This is a genomic window from Aquabacterium sp. (genome assembly GCF_030652515.1).
Taxonomy (GTDB): domain Bacteria; phylum Pseudomonadota; class Gammaproteobacteria; order Burkholderiales; family Burkholderiaceae_C; genus Aquabacterium.
Map to the genome: position 1 here is coordinate 126,965 of NZ_JAUSAR010000013.1, position 21,598 is coordinate 148,562.

19 protein-coding genes are annotated in these 21,598 nt (G+C 64.6%); 10 read left to right on the forward strand and 9 right to left on the reverse strand.

Annotation, left to right across the window (positions count from 1 at the left end):
• From Q7V20_RS03040 to Q7V20_RS03065, 6 genes are all read right to left on the reverse strand, one after another.
• Nucleotides 1-831, reverse strand: a complete 831-nt coding sequence (locus Q7V20_RS03040) for an alpha/beta fold hydrolase (protein WP_304787038.1) — start codon at nucleotides 829-831, stop codon at nucleotides 1-3.
• Nucleotides 832-1,130: 299 nt separating this feature from the next.
• Nucleotides 1,131-2,738 carry an MFS transporter gene (locus Q7V20_RS03045; protein WP_304787040.1) on the reverse strand — a complete coding sequence of 536 codons (1,608 nt, stop codon included), beginning with the start codon at nucleotides 2,736-2,738 and terminating at the stop codon, nucleotides 1,131-1,133.
• Nucleotides 2,735-3,133 carry a DoxX family protein gene (locus Q7V20_RS03050; RefSeq protein WP_304787042.1) on the reverse strand — a complete coding sequence of 133 codons (399 nt, stop codon included), beginning with the start codon at nucleotides 3,131-3,133 and terminating at the stop codon, nucleotides 2,735-2,737. The genes Q7V20_RS03045 and Q7V20_RS03050 overlap by 4 nt, the downstream gene beginning before the upstream one ends.
• 5 nt (nucleotides 3,134-3,138) lie before the next feature.
• The gene (locus Q7V20_RS03055; RefSeq protein ID WP_304787044.1) at nucleotides 3,139-5,028 is read right to left on the reverse strand and encodes an amidohydrolase; all 1,890 of its coding nucleotides are present in this window, start codon (nucleotides 5,026-5,028) and stop codon (nucleotides 3,139-3,141) included.
• A 5-nt stretch (nucleotides 5,029-5,033) separates the two neighbouring features.
• A complete protein-coding gene (locus Q7V20_RS03060; RefSeq protein WP_304787046.1) occupies nucleotides 5,034-5,687 on the reverse strand; it encodes a hydrolase in 654 nt (217 codons plus the stop codon).
• A 96-nt stretch (nucleotides 5,688-5,783) separates the two neighbouring features.
• Complete coding sequence (locus tag Q7V20_RS03065) at nucleotides 5,784-6,503, reverse strand: pirin family protein (protein WP_304787048.1); 720 nt, start codon at nucleotides 6,501-6,503, stop codon at nucleotides 5,784-5,786.
• A 173-nt stretch (nucleotides 6,504-6,676) separates the two neighbouring features.
• Here Q7V20_RS03065 and Q7V20_RS03070 point away from each other — a divergent pair, with 173 nt between their 5' ends.
• Nucleotides 6,677-7,579 (forward strand): LysR family transcriptional regulator, encoded by a 903-nt coding sequence (locus Q7V20_RS03070; RefSeq protein ID WP_304787050.1) that lies wholly within the window; start codon nucleotides 6,677-6,679, stop codon nucleotides 7,577-7,579.
• Nucleotides 7,580-7,618: 39 nt separating this feature from the next.
• On the opposite strand, the gene Q7V20_RS03075 is transcribed toward Q7V20_RS03070, so the two are convergent.
• The 3 genes from Q7V20_RS03075 to Q7V20_RS03085 all read right to left on the reverse strand — a co-directional run bounded on the left by Q7V20_RS03075 (nucleotide 7,619) and on the right by Q7V20_RS03085 (nucleotide 13,536).
• Nucleotides 7,619-9,268 (reverse strand): ShlB/FhaC/HecB family hemolysin secretion/activation protein, encoded by a 1,650-nt coding sequence (locus tag Q7V20_RS03075; RefSeq protein WP_304787052.1) that lies wholly within the window; start codon nucleotides 9,266-9,268, stop codon nucleotides 7,619-7,621.
• Nucleotides 9,265-13,086: an MBG domain-containing protein gene (locus tag Q7V20_RS03080; protein ID WP_304787054.1), complete on the reverse strand. Its 3,822-nt coding sequence runs from the start codon at nucleotides 13,084-13,086 to the stop codon at nucleotides 9,265-9,267. The genes Q7V20_RS03075 and Q7V20_RS03080 overlap by 4 nt, the downstream gene beginning before the upstream one ends.
• 93 nt (nucleotides 13,087-13,179) lie before the next feature.
• Nucleotides 13,180-13,536, reverse strand: a complete 357-nt coding sequence (locus Q7V20_RS03085; protein ID WP_304787056.1) for a hypothetical protein — start codon at nucleotides 13,534-13,536, stop codon at nucleotides 13,180-13,182.
• A gap of 248 nt (nucleotides 13,537-13,784) precedes the next feature.
• On the opposite strand from Q7V20_RS03085, the gene Q7V20_RS03090 reads away from it, so the two are divergent.
• The 9 genes from Q7V20_RS03090 (at nucleotide 13,785) to Q7V20_RS03130 (ending at nucleotide 21,594) form a co-directional block, all read left to right on the forward strand.
• On the forward strand, nucleotides 13,785-14,504 hold the full coding sequence (locus tag Q7V20_RS03090; RefSeq protein ID WP_304787058.1) for a Crp/Fnr family transcriptional regulator: 720 nt from the start codon (nucleotides 13,785-13,787) through the stop codon (nucleotides 14,502-14,504).
• A 99-nt stretch (nucleotides 14,505-14,603) separates the two neighbouring features.
• Nucleotides 14,604-14,999, forward strand: coding sequence for a DUF4398 domain-containing protein (locus Q7V20_RS03095; RefSeq protein ID WP_304787060.1), 396 nt, complete (start codon nucleotides 14,604-14,606; stop codon nucleotides 14,997-14,999).
• A 32-nt stretch (nucleotides 15,000-15,031) separates the two neighbouring features.
• Nucleotides 15,032-15,895 carry an OmpA family protein gene (locus Q7V20_RS03100; protein ID WP_304787062.1) on the forward strand — a complete coding sequence of 288 codons (864 nt, stop codon included), beginning with the start codon at nucleotides 15,032-15,034 and terminating at the stop codon, nucleotides 15,893-15,895.
• 14 nt (nucleotides 15,896-15,909) lie between these two features.
• Nucleotides 15,910-17,307, forward strand: a complete 1,398-nt coding sequence (locus tag Q7V20_RS03105) for a HAMP domain-containing sensor histidine kinase (protein WP_304787064.1) — start codon at nucleotides 15,910-15,912, stop codon at nucleotides 17,305-17,307.
• Nucleotides 17,304-17,696 (forward strand): response regulator, encoded by a 393-nt coding sequence (locus tag Q7V20_RS03110; protein ID WP_304787066.1) that lies wholly within the window; start codon nucleotides 17,304-17,306, stop codon nucleotides 17,694-17,696. The genes Q7V20_RS03105 and Q7V20_RS03110 overlap by 4 nt, the downstream gene beginning before the upstream one ends.
• 124 nt (nucleotides 17,697-17,820) lie before the next feature.
• Complete coding sequence (locus Q7V20_RS03115; RefSeq protein ID WP_304787068.1) at nucleotides 17,821-18,246, forward strand: hypothetical protein; 426 nt, start codon at nucleotides 17,821-17,823, stop codon at nucleotides 18,244-18,246.
• Nucleotides 18,243-19,733, forward strand: a complete 1,491-nt coding sequence (locus Q7V20_RS03120) for an ATPase domain-containing protein (RefSeq protein WP_304787070.1) — start codon at nucleotides 18,243-18,245, stop codon at nucleotides 19,731-19,733. The genes Q7V20_RS03115 and Q7V20_RS03120 overlap by 4 nt, the downstream gene beginning before the upstream one ends.
• Nucleotides 19,726-20,568, forward strand: coding sequence for a sensor histidine kinase KdpD (locus tag Q7V20_RS03125; RefSeq protein ID WP_304787071.1), 843 nt, complete (start codon nucleotides 19,726-19,728; stop codon nucleotides 20,566-20,568). Before Q7V20_RS03120 ends, Q7V20_RS03125 begins: the two co-directional genes overlap by 8 nt.
• A gap of 159 nt (nucleotides 20,569-20,727) precedes the next feature.
• Entirely contained in the window at nucleotides 20,728-21,594 is an 867-nt protein-coding gene (locus Q7V20_RS03130; protein WP_304787074.1) for an STAS domain-containing protein, read from the forward strand.
• Nucleotides 21,595-21,598 lie beyond the last annotated feature (4 nt).

Below are 21,598 nucleotides of genomic sequence, written 5' to 3' on the forward strand. Positions count from 1 at the left end.
TCAGCCCTTCAGGAAGCTCAACAGCATGCTGTTGATGAGGTCCTTGTGGGTGGTGCACAGGCCATGCGGCGCGCCGGGGATCACTTCCAGACGGGCTTGGGGCGCGAGCTTGACGGCCTGTTTGGCGGTGGTCTCCAAAGGCACGATCTGATCGTCATCACCGTGGATGATCAGGGTCGGGATGGTCATCTTCTTCAGGTCTTCGCGCAGGTCGGTTTCCGAAAATGCCTTCACGCATTCGTACTCGGCCAGGATGCTGCCCATCATCCCCTGCATCCAGAAGGTGTCGCGCACGCCTTGCGAGGGCTTGGATCCAGGGCGGTTGTAGCCATAGAAGGCCGAGGTGAAGTCCTTGAACAGTTGCGCCCGATCGGCCTGCACGCCAGCGCGGATGCCATCAAACACCGACAGCGGCACGCCATTGGGATTCCAGTCGGTCTTGACCATGATGGGGGTGACGGCGCCAATCAGCACGGCCTTGGCCACGCGCTTGGTGCCATGGCGGCCGATGTAGCGGGCGACTTCGCCACCACCGGTGGAGTGGCCGATGTGCACGGCATCTTTCAAATCCAGGGCAGCAGTGAGCGCGGCCAGGTCGTCGGCGTAGTGGTCCATGTCGTTGCCAAAACCGGGCTGCGACGAGCGGCCGTGGCCGCGGCGGTCGTGCGCGATGACGCGGAAGCCATGCTGGACCAGGAACAGCATCTGGTCTTCAAAGGCATCGCCGTTCAGAGGCCAGCCGTGGCTGAACACCACGGGCTGACCTTGGCCCCAGTCCTTGTAGAAGATGCGGGTGTTGTCTTTGGTGGTGATGAAGTTGTCGGTGGCCATGGCGCGGGCTCCTTGGGGTTGGCGAAGATCTCGTGCGTCTTCCAAAACAGATCCTTGACGTCCCGGTTCTGCACGACGGGGGGGATGAAGTCCATCGTCGGCAAGGAACTCTCGGCACTTTCGTACAGACTGGCCAGTTTCTCGCGCGACAAGTGGAGTGCGTGAAGGCCAGCGTGTCGTTGGTGGAGATGTCGACCCGCTGGAACTGGACATTCTCAGCGGTCCACGTGACGATCTTGTGGCATTTGAGCGGGGCTGGCGAGGTCATGCCCAATGCTACCGGGCAGTCTGAAGTGGCGTCAGGACAGGGGTAATTTCAACGCCAGGAAATGGTGCACGACCGGCTTCTCCGGGCCCATGTGGAATCGGACAGCATCGGCTTGCAGGTCGGCGCCTGCGTGGGATGCGCGGCGGTGTTGCCGTAGGTGTTCGGCCCAGGACTCGACGAGGAACCATTCCATCACACGCTCCGGCTCGCTGCTGTGCTCGGTGATGCCCCAGGCATAAGCACCATCGCGGCGGCGCTCCATCGACAGGCGCTTGAGGGCCTTCAGGAAATCGGCCTGGTCGGCCTTGCGGATGCGGTACTCCACCTGGATCATGACGGGGCCTCGGTCGTGTTCGATGGGCTCGGCCAGCAGGGGCTCGGGCCAATGGTTGGAGGGTTGCAGGTCGGCTTCACCGGCTGGCAACTTGACGCGATGCAAGATCAGGGCCGCGATCACCAAACCGCTGGCACCGAGCAGCAAGGTGATGGGCACGCCAGTTTCCTGCGCGATGAGCCCCCAGCCAAAGCTGCCTGCGGCCATGGCGCCGTTGAACACGGTCAGATAAACCGCCAGACCCCGGCCGCGCACCCAGTTGGGCAGCACCGATTGGGCAACGCCGTTGAGCGTGGTGAGCGCGATGATCCAACCCACGCCCAGCACGGCCATCAACACCACGGCCAGCCATTGGGGTGGTGCCGTGGCCAGGCAGGCCATGACCCCAGCCGCCACGATGGACGCGGTGAGCACCAGGCCATCGGCGTCCAGGCGCTGGCGCAGCCTGGGCAGCATCAGGGCACCAGCAATGGCGCCTGCACCCACCGCGCCCAGCATCACGCCATAGAAGCTGGCGCTGCCGTGCAGCAGCTGGCGGGCCACCAGTGGCAACAGGGCCCAGACGGCGCTGGCGAACAGGAAGAACACAGCGGTTCTCAGCAGCACCACGTGCAGTTCGGTGCTGGCGCGGGTGTAACGAAGGCCCGCCCTGAACGCACCGAAAAACTGCTCGGACAAGGCATCGTCCCCACGGCGTGGGCGGCGCCACCAGATCAAGGCGCCCACCACGAAGAAGTAGCTGATCAGGTCAGCGCCATAGGCCATGCTGGCGCCGAAGCTGGCCAGCAGCAAGCCACCTGCCGCCGGCCCAATGGCTCGTGCAATGTTGATGCCCAGCGAGTTCAAGGCCACGGCATTTTTAAGGTCAGCGCGTGGCACCAGTTCGGGCACGATGGATTGCCACGTGGGCCCCATCAGGGCGGCGCCGATGCCGCCCACGAAGGTCAGGGCCACCAGGTATTCCACGGTGAGCTGGCCGGTGTGGGTCAGCAGCAGCAAGCTGCCACTGACCAGGGCCAGCATGACTTGGATGAAGATCAGGAAGCGGCGCTTGTCGAGGATGTCCGACAGCACCCCGGCGGGAATGGCGAGCAGGAAGATGGGCAGGGTGGCGGCGGTCTGGATCAGGGCCACGGCGGCCGGGCTGGGGGTCAGCTCGGTCACCATCCAGGAGCTGGCCACGTCCCGCATGAAGCTGCCGGTGTTGCCCAGCACGGTGGCGGCCCACAGCACGGCGAACACCGGTTGACGCAAAGGCGCGAAGGCGCCGGGAACAGGGGTGTGGGGCGGGGTAGAGGTGGTCATGGTGCAGGTGCCCAGGTGGCGGTGAGGTGCAGGTCGTGCCAGGCCACCAGCACGAAGCCGCCGACCAAACCCAGGTGTTCAAAGAAGGTGTTGGTGGCCATGGCCCGCTGTGGCGATGGCGTGGCCCAGAAACGGTTGGACAAGAAGCTGGCCGCCAGGGTGAAGACCGCCAGCAGCAGGGCGCCCAGCCAGCGTTGGTAGCCGGTCAGGATCAGGGCGGAGGCACCGAGTTCGAGGGCGATGGTGGCCAGCGCGAAAGGTGCGGCGGGCGCCAGGCCAAACTGCCGCATCTCACCCACGGCCGCGCCAAAGTCCATGGCTTTCTGCAAGCCGCCTTGCACGTACGCTGCGCAGAGCGCCAGCAAAGCCAGCCAGTGGATCCATGGCGTGTGCATCACCATCACACTGCCCAGCAGGCGCAACCCAGTGCGCCCCAAAAGCCCTTGAGGTCGGCGATGGGCAACTGGCGGCTCCAGGCCGTGGCGTGGTCGTGGCCATGCACGCCGCAACGGGCATCGCAAGCGCAGGCCGCGGCAGCCTGGCGCTTGAGCGTGGCTTGCAAAGGCGCGCCTTCGTCGCCCCAGCCGGCGTAGCCGCCAAAGGTGCGCACGGGCGACCAATCGGGCATGGCGGGTGGTGGCGCGGCATCGTCATGAGCCTTGAAGGGGCCCGCGCCGTAGACCACCTGGCCGCCCACCATGGTCAGCACGGAGGTGGTGTCGGCGATGTCGGATTCCGGGCAGGCGAAGAAGTCGCGGTCGGGCACGACCACGTCGGCCAGTTGGCCCACTTCGATGCGGCCCTTCTTGCCCACCTCGTTGGAGAACCAGGTGACGTTCTCGGTCCACATGCGCAGGGCCGTTTCGCGGTCCAGGCAATTGCGCTGTGGGTAGAGCTGCAGGCCGCCCACGGTCTTGCCAGTGATCAGCCAAGCCAGCGACACCCAGGGGTTGTACGAGGCCACGCGGGTGGCATCGGTGCCGGCCGAGACCTTGACACCTTTCTCGAGCATGCGCGCCACGGGTGGCGTGGCTTGTGCGGCGCCGATGCCATAACGTTCGACGAAGTACTCGCCCTGGTAGGCCATGCGGTGCTGAACCGCGATGCCGCCGCCCAAGGCCGCGATGCGGTCGATGGAGTGCTCGGAGATGGTCTCGCAATGGTCGAAGAACCAGTTCAGGCCTTGCAGGGGAATGGTCTGGTTCACGCGCTCGAACACGTCCAATGCGCGGCTGATGGTTTCGTCGTAAGTGGCGTGCATGCGCCAGGGCCAGCGGTTCTGCGCCAGCAGGCTGACCACGCCTTCAAGCTCACCTTCCATCTCGGGCGCCATCTCGGGCCGGGGTTGGCGGAAGTCTTCAAAGTCAGCGGCCGAGAACACCAGCATCTCGCCCGCGCCGTTGTGGCGGAAGTAGTCATCGCCCTGCTTGTACTGTGACGTGGCCGTCCAGTTCAGGAAGTCTTCTTTCTCTTGCTTGGGCTTTTGCGTGAACAGGTTGTAGGCCAGGCGGATGGTCAGCTGCTTGGCATCGGCCAGCTTCTGGATCACCTCGTAGTCTTGCGGGTAGTTCTGAAAACCACCGCCCGCATCGATGGCGCCGGTGACGCCCAGGCGGTTCAGCTCGCGCATGAAGTGGCGCGTGGAGTTGAGCTGGTATTCCAGCGGCAGCTTGGGGCCCTTGGCCAGGGTGGCGTACAGGATGGCGGCATTGGGCTTGGCCAGCAGCAGGCCGGTGGGGTTGCCCGCCGAGTCGCGCAGGATCTCGCCCCCGGGTGGCGCCTGGGTGGTCTTGTCGTAACCCACGGCGCGCAAGGCGGCACCATTGAGCAGGGCGCGGTCGTACAGGTGCAGGATGAACACGGGCGTGTCGGGGGCGACGGCGTTGAGCTCGTCGATGGTGGGCAGGCGCTTTTCCACGAACTGGTGTTCGGTGAAGCCGCCCACCACGCGCACCCATTGCGGCGGGGGCGTGATGGCCACCTGGCGCTTGAGCATGCCCATGGCATCGGCCAGGCTGCGCACGCCATCCCAGCGCAACTCCAGGTTGAAGTTCAGGCCGCCACGGATGATGTGCAGGTGGTTGTCGATCAGGCCGGGCAACACGCGCTGGCCCTGCAGATCAATCACCTTGGTGGTGGGGCCAGCCATCGGCAGAACATCATGCTCTGAGCCCACGTGCGTGAAGCGACCATCCTGGATGGCCACCGCGCTGGCGCTGGGATTGGCGCGGTCCAGCGTGGTGAAGCGGCCGTGGTGCAGGATGAGGTCTGGGGCGCTGGTCTTGCTCATGTTGCTCAGCCCTCGTGTGCGCCGAACATGGTCTTGGCATAGGTGATGCCCAAACCATAGGCGCCACCGAACTGCTTGGCAATGCCAGTGGTCATCTCGTAGGTGTCGCCTCGGGCCCAGTCGCGCTGCAGCTCCAGCAGGTATTGCACCGAGGTCATGGGGCGCACGCCGGCCTGGATCATGCGCGCCATGGCGCGTTCATGCGCTTCGTCGGACACGTCGCCGCAGGCATCGGCGATCACGTAAACCTCGTAGCCTTGGTCCAGGGCCGACAGCGTGGGGCCGACGATGCAGACCGAGGTCCACAGGCCGGCGAACACCAGGCGGTCCTTGCCGATGGCGTTGACCTGCTTGATCACGCCCGCGTCTTCCCAGGTGTTCATCGAGGTACGGTCCAGCAGCGCCTGGCCGGGGAAGGCCGAGGTGATCTCGTCGAACATGGGGCCCGAGAAGCTTTTCTCGGCCACGGTGGTCAGGATGGTGGGCACCTTGAAACCGGCGGCGGCGCGCGAGACCAAGGCGGCGTTGTTGCGCAGGCTCACCGCGTCGATCGAGTGGGTGGCGAAGGCCATCTGCGACTGGAAGTCGATCAGGATCAGCGCGTGGTCGGTGGGGGTGAGCAGCTTGGCGCCGGGTGTGGGGGTGGCGGTGATGGGCATGGCGGGTTCCTTGGAAAGAAGATGGTTGGATGGCTGGGTGGCGCTGCGGCAGATCGTGCCGCTGGGCGCCGTTTCAGTCTTGAAGATTTGTCAGGTTCACAGGGCGGGCAGCTCTTGGGGGCGCAGGTTGAAGACCAGCACCTCGGCCTGCTGGCCGCCGGACAAGCTCAGCACCTGCTCGTGGCGCAGCTTCACGCCGTCGCCTTCGTTCAAGCGCTGGCCATTGAGCTCGACGCTGCCGCGTGCCACGTGCACATAGGCATACCGATCAGGACCCAACTCCAGCGTGGCTTGCTCGGCGCCATCGAACAGGCCGGCATAGACGCGCGCATCCTGGCGGATGGCCAGCGAGCCGTCTGCGCCATCGGGCGAGATGATCAGTTGCAGGCGGCCGCGCTTGTCGGCGGCGGTGAAGCCCTTCTCCTGGTAGTTGGGCTCCACCGCCTTGACGTTGGGCACGATCCAGATCTGCAGGAAGTGCACAGGCTCGCTGGCCGAATGGTTGAACTCGCTGTGGCGCACGCCGGTGCCCGCGCTCATCAACTGCACGTCGCCGGGGTGGATGACCGAGCCGGTGCCCATCGAATCCTTGTGCTCCAGCGCGCCTTCCAGCACGTAAGAGAAGATCTCCATGTTGCTGTGGCCGTGGGTGCCAAAGCCTTGGGCGGGCTCCACGCGGTCATCGTTGATCACCAGCAGGTCCGAAAAACCTTGGTGCTGCGGATCGCGGTAGCTGCCGAACGAGAAGGTGTGGTGGGAATTGAGCCAGCCGTGGTTGGCGATGCCGCGGGCGGAGGAGGGGCGAAGTTCTTGCATGGTGGGCTCCTGGTCAGTTTGTCTGTCGACAAAATTCATGATTGATGTTGGCCTGGGTCAACCTGGGAAGCAGGCTTGCTTCTCGGTTGATTTGTTGGCATGGATCAAGTGTCTGCGTTTTAAATGGCCTCCAGCTTGAAACATTCGCGCGCCTATGATCGATAATTTCGATCATGCTGAAAATCACCCTGGAAGCCATCGAGGTTGTGGACGCCATCGCGCGCCACGGCTCATTCGCGGCTGCGGCCGAGCGCCTGCACAAGGTGCCCTCCACCATTTCCTACGCCGTCAGCAAGTTGGAAGATCACCTGGGCCTGGCCTTGTTCACCCGCCACGGCCCGCGCGTGAGCCTGACCCCGGCGGGCCAGGAAATGCTCAAGGAGGGGCGCTGGTTGCTGAGCGCGGCCGCTGACCTGGAATCGCGGATGCGGCAGATCTCCACCGGCTTCGAGACCGAAGTGCGCCTGGTGCACGACTCGCTGATCCCCACCAGCGCCCTGGCCGACGACATCTGCGCCTTCGAAGACCTGCAGTGCGGCACGCGCCTGCGCATCGCCTGCGAAACCCTGACCGGCACCTGGGAGGCCTTGCGCGATGGGCGCGCCGATGTGATCGTGGCCGCGGGCGATGGCCCGGCGGGCGGCGGCTACAAGGCGGTCAGCGTGGGTTCGCTGGCCTTTGGATTTTGCGTGGCACCGACCCACCCACTGGCCTTGCTGACGCGGCCTGTGACGCGTGAGGACTTGCTGCTGCACACGGCCATCGTGGTGGGCGACAGCGCGCGCTCCTTGTCAGAGCGCACCGTGGGTTTGCTGATGGGGCAAAAGCGCATCACGGTGCCATCCATGGCGGCCAAGATTGCCTACCAGGTGGCGGGCATCGGGCATGGCTTCCTGCCTTTGGTGTGTGTTCAGGCGGACCTGGCGCGCGGCACCTTGGTGCAGCTGCCCTGCGAAGAGCCTCGGCCTGATGAGACCTTCTGGCTGGCCTGGAAGCCCGGGCGCATGGGCGAGGCCTTGAAGTGGTGGGTCACGCGCCTGGAGCGGCCCCTGGTGCCCCACATCCTGCCCAAGTGACGGTGGAGTCGTGCTTACCGCTGGCCCCGACCTGGGTGTTCAGAACTGGTGGCTCACCGTCAACCAGCCGGTTGGGTTGCGCTGCACGGTGTCGGATTGGGCGGCGCCACCTTGGCTGCGCCACGCGATGGACGCGTCCGCGCGCCAGCCGCCTTGTTGGTAACGCAAACCCACGCCAGCGCCGGCCACATGCCGCTCATTGATGCCGGGCGTCCATGGGCGTGCAGCCGTGGTCACCTTGCCGCTGTCATAGAAGGCATAGGGCGCCCAGGCATCCAGGGTGTAGCGCAACTCCAGCTGGCCGAGCCAGCCCCGGTCGCCATACCCTTCGCCCACCGGGTAGGCCCGCACACCGCCAGGCCCGCCCAGCCCGAACTCCTCGGAGGAATCCAGGTTGTGGTGAGTCCATTGGGCCGAAACCCGCGCGAACAGGGTGAGCCGGTTCATCAGCGCCTGGCTGCGAACCAGGTCGAGGTTGAGCTTGCCAAAGTGCCCCTCCATGCGGGCAGTGAGGGCATCGGCGTTGCGCAGTGAGGCATCCAGGTGCAGTTGGCCTTGGGTCCAGGCCAAGGCACCTTGCGTGATGCCACCGCCACCAAAGCCATCGCGCACGTCGAAGTTCAAGGCCAGGGGCAGTGAGTGGCTGAACTTGTCACTGCGGGTGCCCACGGCATCCTGCTTGTCGACCAGGATCTTGTGCTGGTAGGTGCCACTCACACTCAGGTTGGCGCCTTGTGAGCGCAGCAAGGGGTAGCTCATGCCAAGGCTGGCGACATGGGCGGTGCCGTTGGCGCCCAGGGCATCAAACTCCTGCCCCAGTTCATAGTAGGTGTGGGCATAGCCCACTTGCCCTCGCAGGCCCGAGGCGCCCAAAGGCAAGCTGTAGCCCAACTGGCCAAACCACATGCCCTGCTGCGTGATCAAACTGTGCAAGGTGGCCTGGTCGCCCAGCCTGAAGGGGCTGTTGATGTCCAGGTTCAAGCGGGCCTGGGCCTGGCCGGTGTAGCGGTTGCCATGGTTGTCCAGGCCGATCTCAACGGTATAGGCCTTGGTGCGTTGAATCGCCACCTCCAGGTCGCCGCTGCCCACCGCCTGGCCGGGCCGCAGGACGGGGCTGGCCTGGATGCCGGGCTGATCGCTCAGGACCAAGCTGGCCCGCTCCAACGGTCGGCTTTCGATCACGGCGCCTGACTGCAGCGGGGCCAGGAAGGCTTGAGCCTGGGCCACCAGGGGCGCGTCATCGCCGATGGCACGGACTTCGCCGTAGCGGCCCTCTATCACCTCAATGCGCAGTGCGCCATGGTTCAAGGCTTGGGTGGGCAGGAATGCCCGCGCGAAAGGATAGCCTTCACGGCGGTAGTGTCGATTGACCGCTTCGGCCAACTGGCGCAAGCCCGCCATGTCAAAGGTCTTGCCGGTCACGTCGCCCAACACCGCTTGCAGGGCCGCGTCGGAGAAAAGCGTGTTGCCTTCGAAGCTCACCGTCTGCAGTCGGATCTCCATGCCCCCGGCCGGGGTGGCTGTGGGGTTTGGCGCTTGAATGTCAACGCCCTGGCTGGTCCTGGGCGCGGGCAAGTCGGGCTGAAGTTGCTGCAGCGTTTGGCCGGCATCGGGTGGCTGTTGAGCGTGAGCGGGCAGTGCCAGGGCCAAGGTGATGGCCAGGAGTGTGGGGGCGCGATTCATCATCATTGGCGCTCTTCTTGTTCGGCTCGCGGTGGCAGCTTGATGCCACCGGCCACGACGGCCAGATTGGACAGGCCCGGCAAGCCCGAGCCGCTGGGGTTCAGGGGGATGGCGACCGGGGTGGCATGGGTGTTCACCGCGCTGGACGCGGCCGTGGTTTGGGCGGTGGCGACGGCGGCCTGCTCAGCGGGCACTTGCGTGAACAGGCGCTGAAGGATGGTCAGTGGGCCATCGGTGGTCGTGATCAGATAGTTGCTGTTGGCCAGGGTGGACGCGCTGATCGCGTAGTCGCCCACGTCCTCGCCAGCGGCGCGTGTGAGGCTGCCGCTGAGTTCGTCGCTTCCAACCAGGCTGCCGCTGCTGATTTGGTAGGTGAACGCTGGATCGGCATCGCCATGGGTCTTGCTCTTGGCGTCCACGGTCAAGCTGATGGGGCGTGGGTCGATGGTCAGCGTGCTGTCCTGTGCCGTGATCAGGTAGTTGCCGTTGCTCAGGCCATCCGCGCTGATGGCGTAGTCGCCCACGTCTTCGCCGGTGGCGCGGCTCAAGCTGCCACTGAGCGCATCGCTGCCCACCAGGTTGCCAGCGGTGACCTGGTAGCTCAGGGTGGGGTCGGCCTGGCCGTAGACCTTGTCCTTGGCATCGGCCGTGACGGTGATGGGGCGTGGGTCGATGGTCAAGGTGCCGTCGTGGGCCGTGATCAGGTAGTTGCCGTTGCTCAGGCTGGCAGCGCTGATGGCGTAGTCGCCCACGTCTTCGCCGGTGGCGCGGCTCAAGTTGCCGCTGAGCACATCGCTGCCGACCAAGGTGCCGGTGGTGACCTGGTAAGTCAAGGTGGGGTCGGCGTTGCCATAGGTCTTGCTTTGCGCGTCGGCCGTGACCGTGATGGGCCTTTGGTCGATGGTCACCGTGCCTGGTGTGCCGTAGCTGATGATGTAGCCCTGCTGGCTGGAGTACAGCCCATCCGGGGTGATGGTGTAGCTGCCGGCCTGGGTGGCGCCTTGGTAGCTGCCGTCGTACACGGCGGTGCCCAAGAGCTTGCTCATGTCTGGCGCCGCCGAATAGGTCAAGCCAGGGCTGCCGCTGTAGGCCGTGCCATCGTAGGTCTTGCTGGCGTTGGCCGCGCTCACGGTCAAAGCCGTCATGAACGTCCTCAACAGCGGGGCGGTGTGCCCTTCGTACATTACCCAGGCGCTGGAGAAATCCCAGTTGGCGTTGTTGAAGTGGGCCTGCTGTTTGATCTGGGCCGTGGTCAGGCCCAAGCTGCCATCCGCGCTGGTGCTTTGGCCAGAGGTGGTCACATCCCAGAAGCTGTTGTTGGTCGCGCCGCTGTCGGCGTAGCCGGTCAGTCCTCCCACGTAAACACCTGGGCTGCTCACGGCCCCGGTAGAGTAGCTGCTGTCAATCGAACCGCCAAAGTGGCCCACCAGGCCGCCGACCTCCTCGCCGGTCGAGGTCACTGAGCCTGTGGCGTAGGTATTGATGATGATGCTGTTGCTGTACCCGGTGAGGCCGCCCACGTAGCCGGGGCCAGACACTGCACCCGTGGCATAGCTGTTGAGCAGGTGGCCATTGTTCTGCCCGGTCAATCCGCCCACCAGGATGCCCGTTCCGGTCACGGTGCCAGTGGCGTAGCTGTTGCGCACGATGTACTCGTTGATGCCCGCCAGGCCGCCCTGGTTGGCGTTGCCCGACACATTGCCCGTGGCATGGCTGCCATCGATGGTGCCGCGGTTCAGGCCCACCAGGCCGCCCGCCTGGTTGCCGGTCGAGGTGACCGTGCCGGAGGCATGGCTGTCGCGGATGTCGCCGTTGTGGTTGTAGCCCACCAGCCCGCCCACGGCTTCCGCACCGATGACGTTGCCCGAGGCGTGGCTGGACAAGACGTTGTAAGCAAAATCGTTGTAGCCGATCAGGCCGCCCACATACTGGCCGGTGCCGGTCACCTGGCCCAAGGCGTGATTGCGGTGCGAATTGACGCCGCCGTTGGTCCACCCCATCAAGCCGCCCACCATGCTGTTGCCGTTCACGGTGTTGGATGAATGGCTGTCGTTCACGCGCATGGTGTTGTTCGCACCGACCAGCCCGCCGACCTGGTTTTGCCCGCTCACCTGGCCGCCCGTGGCGTAGCTGTTGTTCAACACGCCCACCACGGCCTCGCCCAGCAGCGCGCCCACCTGGTCATTGCCAGTCACCTGTGCGTTGCTCAGGCCCACATTGCGAACCTCCGCCCCAAAGGCCTTGCCGATCAGGCCCTGGTTGTTGGATGAGGGGTTGTTGATGGTGAGTTGATCGATGGTGTGGCCCAGGCCGTCCAACTGCCCGGTGAAGGCGTTCGAGGCATCGCCCACGGGCGTGAAGCCCTGCCCGCTGTTCCAGGCGGCAGTGGCACTGGCATCGATGTCGTTGCCCAGCGCGTAGTAGCCGCCCAGGTTGCCTTGCATGCCTTGCAGGTCGGTGGCGGTGTTGATGACGGTGTAGGTGTTGCCGTTGATGGTCAGCAAACCCGTGCCCGAGCGGCCTGCGAAATCCACCCGGCCCGCAAAGCCATTGGCCTGGCCTGGTGCGAAGCCCACCTTGACCGTGCCGCTGCCGTCGCCGCCATCGTTGCCATTGGTGGTGCCCGTGTTCAAGACCAGGCTGGACGTGCCACTGGCGGTCAACACCGCATTCAGGTTGATGTCGCGGGCGGCGGTCAGGGTCAGCTCGTTGGCCGACCAGCTCACGGCATCGTTCACATGGATGTCACCGTTGCCCGCTGTGCCGCCACTGCTGCTTTCAATGGTGACGTTGTTGCTGGCCAGAAAGCCGCTCAACTGCGTGCCGCTGATGTCGCCGCCACTGGCCGCGATGGTGAAGTCTTGCGGGTCGATCAGCCAGGTGCCGGTGTGGCCCTGGGGGGCCAGGGTGCTGACCTGCAGGCCGGCGCTCAGGGCCACGTGGGCCGCGCTGGTTTCCACAAAGCCGCCATGGCCGCCATCAGGGGCGCTGGCATCCAGCGTGCCGCCGACCACCGTGCGGTCGTTGTCCATGCCGCCCATCAGGTAGATCTGTCCGGTCTCGCCACTGGCCAGGGTTTGGGCTTCGGTCACGCCCGTGTGGTTGATGACGGTGGTGATCAGATCGCCAGCCGCCTTGGCGGTCAGGTAAACCAAGCCGCCATCGGCCTTGATGGCCCCGCCCTGGGTGATGAGCGCGTCCAGCGCGCCTTGCGTCACCTGAATCTTCACGGGCCCGCCCAGGTCCAGCGTGACCTGGCTGCCCGCTCCCATCAGGATCTGGCCTTGCCGAGCCACCAGACTGCCGGTGTTGGTGATCCGGGCCGCGATCAAGGCGATGGAGCCGCCATGCGCCGTGGTGATGCGGCCCTGGTTGACGATGGCATTGCTGCTGGTGCCCGCAAACCGGTAGCGGCCCGCCATGAAGTCGGCGGTGCTCAGGTTCAAGGTGGAAGCCACCAGGCCGCCCACGTTCACTTGCGCCGTGGGCGTGAACAATACGCCGTTGGGGTTGATGATGAACACCAGGCCGTTGGCAGTCAGCGTGCCCTGGATCACCGACACGTCGGCGCCCAGCACGCGGTTCAAGGCCACGGCGTGCGCCGATGGCTGGATGAAGTTGACCGTGTGCCCCTGCCCAATGGAGAAGCCCTGCCAGTCGGTCACCATCCTGGCGGTCGTCTGGGTGATGGTCATGGTGGCGCCCTGGGTGTCCACGCTGCCGGATCCGGCCGTGATCTGTGGGCCGGTGGGCAGCTCTGTGGCCGAAGCCACGGCACAAGTCAAAAGCGCGGCCGAGGCGACCAGGGGTGTCAGTTTATGCATACCCCATGCTCGCTCCCGGCTCTAGCCTCAGGTCTTCGGATAACGGCCTGTGATTGCGCTCACATCCCCTCACTGGCGGGCTGATCCTGGGTTTCAGGGGCTTTCAACAGCGCAGGCGGGCACTTCAATGGGAAAAACCACGCGCCTGCGCGGCTTGACCACCACCACCACCGCCGCGCGTTCAACCGGGGTGGGTTGGCGGGTGACGCTGGCGGGTTGAATGCGGACAACGGCTTTTCGCACCATGGCCTCCATTCGGCTGGTGTTCAGGCTCTGGCGCATGTCGCCGTTGACCTGCAAAAAATGGCCTTCGGCGTCTTTCGCCAGCGCGCCAATTTCCAGGCCACGCCGGATGGTGCCCAGGTATTCCAGGTCATCTCGGGCGAAGGCGAACTGCCGCCAGCCATTGCCCAGGATGACCTGGGTGTCCTTGCTCGATGGATTCTTCATGGGTTCCGCTCCAGCCTGATTTGCAGGGACACTGCGCCCTGTGCGCTTGACTGTCTGTGCGCTGGCGCACACAGTGTGGTGAACGGAACAGGACCATGATCGGGCCGCGTGCGCCGCCTATACTGGTTTGGTCAGGATTCAACGCTTCAGCGAACCTTCACTCGACCGTGGTTTGACTGACGCATGCCGCGCCATCAAGGGCGCCATGCAAAGGCGAACCCTCAGGCCGACATCTCCTGAAGGACCGCATGACCCTGGCCCCCGACCCCCGACAGAACCGCTTGCTGGCGGCATTGCCCGAAGCGGAGTGGGTTCGCTGGCTGCCGCAACTCGAGCTGGTGGACATGCCTCTGGGCAAGGTGCTTTACGAGCCAGGCAACAGGCTGGCCCACGTCTACTTTCCCACCGACTCGATCGTGTCCTTGCTCTACGTCATGGAAGACGGCGGCTCCGCCGAGATCGCCATGGTGGGGTTGGAGGGCCTGGTGGGCATCTCGCTGTTCATGGGCGGGGAGTCCACGCCGAGCCGGGCGGTGGTGCAAAGTGCGGGCCGGGCTTTCAGGCTCAAGGCGGGCGTGATGATGCAGGAGTTCAACCGCGCCGGGCCGGTGCTGCACCTGCTGCTGCGTTACACGCAGGCGCTGATCACCCAGATGTCGCAAACGGCGGTGTGCAACCGCCACCATTCCCTGGATCAGCAGTTGTGCCGGTGGTTGCTGCTCAGCCTGGACCGCCTGCCCTCCAATCAGATCTTCATGACGCAAGAGTTGATCGCCAACATGCTGGGTGTGCGGCGCGAAGGCGTGACCGAGGCAGCCGGCCGGTTGCAGAAAACAGGCCTGATCAGCTACCAACGAGGTCGGATCACGGTGCTGGACCGGCCCGGCCTGGAGCAGCGCACCTGCGAGTGCTACGCGGTGGTCAAGACGGAGTACGACCGCCTGCTGCCCCGAACCGTGGCCACCTGACCCCCCAGCCAATGTGCGCTGGCAGACAGACGCCACCGAAGGGCCTCCCTAGTCTTGGTTGATACGACCTCGTGTCGATCATTCAATCCGGGAAGCACCATGACCAGATCAACCTCACTTCGTCGTCCCCATGCCGTGTTCATCTTGGCGGTGTTGGGCCCCATGGCCCTGCTGGTGGCCGGATGCGCCAGCAAGCCCGGGCCCAAAGCCGAGATGGCGGTGGCCAACGCGGCCGTGCAGCGCGCCAGCACCACCGGCACCAGCGAAGACGCCCCGGCGCAGTTGCAGGTGGCCACCGCCAAGTTGGCCAGCGCACGCCAGGCCATGGAAGCCAAGGATTTTGAACGGGCCAAACAACTGGCCGAGCAGGCCCAGGTGGATGCGCAAGTGGCCGAACTGCACGCGCAGTCGGAACGCTCGCGCAAGGCCGCCCAGGAGTCAGAAAATGCCGCCCGCGTGTTGCGCGACGAGATCAATCGGAACACGGTCCGTTGACAGCCCCCACTTAAAAAATTCAGGAGATCCTCATGAGCATTCGATTCATTGCCTTGGCCACCCTCGCCGCCACCTTGACCGCCTGCGGCACCACCCGCGAGCCGAACAGCGCGCTGGAGCAAGCCCGCCAGGGCGTCAACCTCGCACAGCGCGATACCCAGGTCATGGCGCTGGCACCCGATGAACTCAAGCTGGCGCAAGACGCGCTGGCCGCCGCAGACCGAACCTGGGCCGAAGGGGGTACGCTGTCTGCCGTGGACCACATGGCCTACATGACCGCCCAGCGCGTGGTCATCGCGCGAGAAACCGCATCGCACAAAGCATCCGATGCGGTGGTAGCCGGTGCCGCCAGTGAGCGCAACAGAACCCGCCTGGCCTTGCGCACCCAGGAGGCGGACGCGGCACAGCAGAAGCTGGCCCTGGCGCAACAAAGCAATGCCCAGAAGAACATGGACCTGGCGCGAGGGCAGGCCCAGGTCAACAGCCTGGAGATGCAACTGAAAGACCTCAATGCCAAGCAGACCGACCGTGGGCTGGTGGTGACTTTGGGTGACGTGCTGTTCGACACCGGCGAGTCCCGGCTTCGACCGGAAAGTGCCGTCCACATGGCCAAGCTGGCAGCCGTGTTGAAAACCCCCTCGGCGCGCAGGGCCTCGATCGAGGGCTACACCGACAGCACCGGCTCGGGCATGGCCAACCTGGCCTTGTCGCAGCGGCGTGCCGACGCGGTGTTGTCGGCCTTGCTGGGGCTGGGCGTGTCGCCAGGCCTGCTGACCACGCGGGCGCATGGCCAAGAGCAACCCGTCGCCAGCAACAGCAGCGCGGCGGGGCGGCAGATGAACCGCCGTGTCGAGATCGTGTTCGCCCAGCAGCCGGTCGATGCGACGGTGAACTAGCGTGGGCCCCAGCCATGAACACTCCCCGCACTGACAGGGACGTGGCGGGTGCGATCAGCCTGGTGGCGCAGTTGCACCGTCAGGCTGACCACATGCGCGCGGAACTGCGGCACCTTCGCCAAGACATGGCCCAGGTAAACGCAGAGTTCAGCGAATCCCAGGGCGCGCGCATGCTGGAAGCCAATGAGCAACTGGTGCTGGCCGCGTTGCACGCCGAAACCGTGGCCGAAAGCGCCGTGAGCGAACTGGGCGAGCTTGAACGTGCCAGCCAGCGCGATGCCCTGCTGAGGTTGGCCCTTGATTCCGCCAGCATTGGCGAATGGGAGATGGACCTGCGCAGCGGCACCATGCGTCATTCGCTGCGACACGACATGTGCTTTGGGCACCATGATTTGCAACCCGACTGGAGCGTCGACACCTTCCTGAAGCGCGTGCACCCGGACGATCGCGATGAGGTGGCGCAAGGCCTGGCCCAGGCCACCCGGCAGTTGACCGATTGGCAAGCGGAGTGCCGCGTGATCTGGCCCGATGCCAGCATCCACTGGATCAGCATCCGTGGTGGGGTCATCCGGCACGAGGGGCATGCGGCGCGCTTGCTGGGCATCATCACCGACGTGACCTCTGCCAAGCAGGCCGAAGCTGCGCACCGCAAGCTTGAGGGGCTGGAGCTTGAAAATCGGCAGATGCTGGAAGCCAGCAGGCTGAAAAGCCAATTCATCTCCAACATGTCGCATGAACTGCGCACACCGCTGAACGCCATCATCGGCTTCAGCGACTTGTTGGCCATGGGCTTGGTGCCGGCGGGCTCGCCCAAGTACAGCCAGTACCTGGGCCACATTGGCAGCAGCGCCCGCCACTTGTTGCACCTCATCAACGACGTGCTGGACATGTCGAAGGTTGAATCCGGCAAGTTCGAGTTCTTCCCCGAGGCGGTCGACCTCAAACAACTGGTGTCCGAGCTGGGCGACGTGTTGCACCCGTCCTTGCAGCGCAAATCCATCCAGTTCGAGGTCAAGATTGACGCAGCCTTGTCGGGCCTGGTGCTTGATCCGGCTCGGTTCAAGCAAGTGCTCTACAACTACTTGTCCAATGCCATCAAGTTCACGCCTTCAGGCGGCCGCGTGACTGTCAGCGCCCGTGCGGAAGGGCCTGATCGGTTCAGGCTGGAGGTGGAAGACACCGGTATTGGCATCGCGCCGGAAGATTTGCCCCGCTTGTTCGTGGATTTTCAGCAGCTGGACGCTGGCCACAACAAACTTCACCAGGGCACCGGCTTGGGGTTGGCCTTGACACGCAGGCTCGTGGAGGCGCAGGGCGGCAGCGTGGGTGTGCACAGCACCTTGGGCCAGGGCAGTGTGTTCCACGTGGTGCTTGACCGCGTGCATCAGCCTCAGCCTGGAGACACCCCATGAGCTCACCCCGTGTGTTGATCGTGGACGACAATGCCCTGAACCTGGAGCTGGCGCGTGCCGTTCTGCAGGCAGCGGAGATCACGGTGGACTGCGCGGCCGATGCGAACGAGGCCGTGGATCAGATCACCGTGTTCGAGCCTGATCTCATCCTGATGGACATCCAGATGCCCGGCATGGACGGCCTGGAGTTGACGCGCCGATTGAAGGCGGCCTCCCAAACGCAAGGCATCGTCGTGGTGGCCTTCACGGCCTATGCCATGAGTGGCGACCGGGCCAGGATGCGCGAGGCCGGCTGCGATGGTTACATTGCCAAACCCATTGACGTGGCCACCTTTGTGGCCACCTTGCAGTCCATTTTTGACACGCAACAGGGGATTCGACGTGCCTGAACGTACCGATCAAGGCCCTGCGACCGACACGGCGCCCCACAAGCGGCAGCCCCTTGCTTTGAAAGTGCCTGAACGAGGCGTACCATTGCCTATTCCGCGTGGGCGGATTGTCACCGGACCCGACATGCCAGACGAGGCGCCAAGCACGAAAGCAATACTTGCGCAACTGGCCGCCAACGGTGCCCATGAAGCGCAAGCCGCCAGCATTGCCGTGACGACCTGGTCCGCCATTGATGTGGCCTTGTCACCCATCGTTGGGCAACGTGGGTTTGCCGCGCTCTACAAGCGCAGCCTGCAACTCACCCGGGTTGATTTCCCCTGCTTGGCCGCCGCGCAAGACGGCGTACTGCAAGTGGCCGAGTTCTCGGTGCTGCATGAGGTGCTGGCCCAACAAGATAGCTCGACTGCCGCAGCGGCGAGCGCGGCCTTGTTGGAAAACTTCTACGATCTCCTGACCAAGCTCATTGGCCGATCCCTCACCGATCGGCTGCTCAGAACCGTCTGCGAAACAACTTCAAGCGGTCGACCCGCACAGGACACCTCGCCATGAACACCTCTGGTAAAGCAACCATCACTCGCCTGCGCACTGGCGTGCAAGGACTGGACGAGGTGCTGGGCGGTGGTTTGCCCGAGTATTCGTTCAACGTCATCGCCGGCACGCCTGGCTGTGGCAAGACAACCCTGGCGCACCAGATGATGTTCGCCATGGCCACGCCAGAGCGGCCCGCCCTGTATTTCACCGTGCTGGGCGAGCCACCATTGAAGATGCTGCGCTACCAGCAGCAGTTTGATTTCTTTGACCTGGACAAGCTCAACCGCTCCATCCGCTTCGTGAACCTGGCCGATGACACCGCCACGGGCGACCTGGACAAGGTCTTGAGCCGCATCGTGGCGGAGGTAGAGCAACGCCAGCCTGGGCTGGTTTTCATCGATTCGTTCCGCTCGGTGGTGCTGGCCAGCCAGAGCCAGGGGCACTCCTTCATCAGCCTGCAGCAGTTCATCCAGAACCTGGGTGTGTTGATGACCAGTTGGCAGGCCACCACCTTCCTGATTGGCGAGTACTTCACCGACAACGACCCCAATCCCATTTTCACCGTGGCCGATGGCCTGATCTGGTTGCGCCAAAGCGTGCAGCGCAACTCGGTGGTCCGCAAGATGGAGATCATGAAGATGCGCGGCCAGCCCACCGAGCCGGGGCTGCACACCTTCCGCATCGGCACCGCCGGGATCCAAGTGTTTTCGCCACCGCAGTTGGCCTACGCCGCCCCGCCAGAGTCTGCGGCAGGCGAAGCCGTTCGTTTGCAGACGGGGGTGCCCGCGCTGGACGAGATGATGGGCGGTGGGTTGCCCAAAGGCTACTCCCTGCTGGTGGCCGGGCCGTCCGGGTCCGGCAAAAGCATCCTGGCGATGGGTTTCCTGGCCGAAGGGGCCCGCCAGGGCGAGACGGGCGTCATTGCCGCTTTCGAGCAGAGGCCCAACCGATCACGTGGCAGCCTCATGGCCAACTTGATTGAAACCGGCCGCGTCGGTGTGATCGACACCCGGGCTGCCGCCTTGTCGGTGGATGAGATCGCCTCCTTGCTCATCAACGAAATCCGCCGGCTCAAGGCCACGCGGGTGGTCATCGATTCTCTGTCGGGGTTTGAACTGGCTTTGGCCCCCACCTTCCGCGAGGACTTTCGCGAGTCGCTGTCGCGCATGGTGGCGGCCTTGGCCAGCACTGGTGCCACGGTCTTGATGACCTCGGAGCTGGAGGACCGCTACACCGACTTGCGTTTCAGCCCGTATGGCACGGCCTTCCTGACCGATGCCATCATCCTGCAGCGCTATGTGGAGGTGGACAGCCGCCTGCAGCGTGTGATGGCGGTGGTCAAGGTGCGCGCCAGTGCGCACTCCAATGAGCTGCGCTCGTTCACGATCAACGATGAGGGCATTCAGATTGGCGACATGCTGCCAGGCCAGGAAGGCTTGTTGGGCGGGGCGCCGAATCGCAGCCTTTCCCGGCGTGAAGGCCCCACCGGCCCAGGCCATGCTTAGCCTGCCTGAACAACCCGGCCCGGCGGTCGATCCGCGCTTGCGCGATCTTCGCGAGGCCAATGCCCAGTTGGTGATCGCGGCGCTGAACGCCCAGGAGCTGGAGGCCAAGGCCGAACATGCCCACACCCAGCAGATCAGGTTCCTGGCCATGGTGGCCCATGAGTTGCGCAACCCCTTGACGCCCATCAGGACAGTCTCCTTGCTGCTCAACCACGCGGGGCTGGACAAGCCCCAGCTCGCGCGTCTGCAAGGCATCATCGAGCGGCAGGTGAGCCACATCTCGCGGCTCATTGACGACCTGCTGGATGGATCGCGGGTCAGCGCGGGCAAGTTCCAGCTCAAGCGATGCGTCATGGAGATGAGCGATGTGCTGGATGCCGCTGTGCAAATGTGCAAGCCGGCCATGGACAAAAGGCATCAACGCCTGGTGGTGAGCCTGCCGGTGGGGCCGGTCTGCGTGGAGGGGGATGCCGTGCGATTGACGCAGGTCTTCAGCAACCTGCTGGACAACGCGTCCAAGTACACGCCCGACGAGGGCGAGGTTCAACTGACCCTGGAGAATCAGGGCCCCATGGTGATGATCAAGGTGGCCGACAACGGCATGGGCATCAATGCCTCGGCCTTGCCCTACATTTTTGACCTGTTTGTGCAGGACACGATGGCGTCCACCTTCGTCCAGACCAGCCCGGGCCTTGGCATTGGCCTGGCGGTGGTGCGCGACCTGGTGGTGGCCCACGGCGGCACCGTCGTTGCCACCAGTGCCGGGCGAAACCTGGGCAGCGAGTTTGTCGTGATGCTGCCCGGCTGTGGGCGGTACCTCGCCATGGATGAATGACCTGAGTACACCGGTGCTGTCGGCAGATATACTGGGTCACGACGGATCAACGCGATTCGTCGCCCTTGTCGGATAGCGCATCTCCTGGCCACCGATCCCTTGTCACCCATGCCGAACCGGCATGCCGTGCTGCTGTTTGTGGTGTCCACCAGGAATCCGATGAAACCCGTCAATACCGCCTTTGACAATGTGCTCAAGGCCGCCCCCGAGGCTTTCCTCAAATCATGGATTGAGGAAGTGGTGCATTCCGGAGAAGGCTCTTCCGGGGCCAACGCCAAGCTTGCCCAGAACGAAGCGCGCGAGTTGCTGAATGCGCTGCAAGACGCTGTGCGCAACGACGCGGACCTGACGCAGTTTGGCGGCGATGCCTGGAGCAAGACGCGGGCCGTGCTGGCCGAGTTGTCCCAGTCCCGCGCGGCGCAGGGGGCCAGCGCGGGTGAAACCAGCTATTTCGTGATGGCCATCAAGAAGCCGCTCTTCGCCGGGCTGCAGCAGTTGATCTCCACCGATCCGCAGCAGGTGTTCGACACCGTGTGGGCCGCCTCCACCCTGGTCGACAAGATGGCTCAGTGGACGGCCACCACCTACCAGCGCAGCCGCGAACAAGTCATCAAGCGTCAGCAGCAGGAACTGCTGGAGCTGTCTACCCCGGTGGTGAAATTGTGGGAAGGCGTGCTGGCGGCGCCCATGATTGGCACGCTCGATTCCAGCCGCACCCAACTGGTGATGGAGTCGCTGCTGCAGCGCATCGTCGAGACCGGCGCCGAGCTGGCCATCATCGACATCACCGGCGTGCCCACCGTGGACACGCTCGTGGCGCAGCACTTGCTCAAAACCGTCACCGCGATCCGCCTGATGGGCGCGGACTGCATCATCAGCGGCATCCGCCCGCAGATCGCCCAAACCATCGTTCACCTGGGCATTGACCTGCAGGGCATCACCACCAAGGCCACGCTGGCCGATGCGCTGTCGCTGGCGATGAAGCGCTCGGGCTGGATCGTCTCGCGCGCTCAAGCTCAAGGCTAGGTCG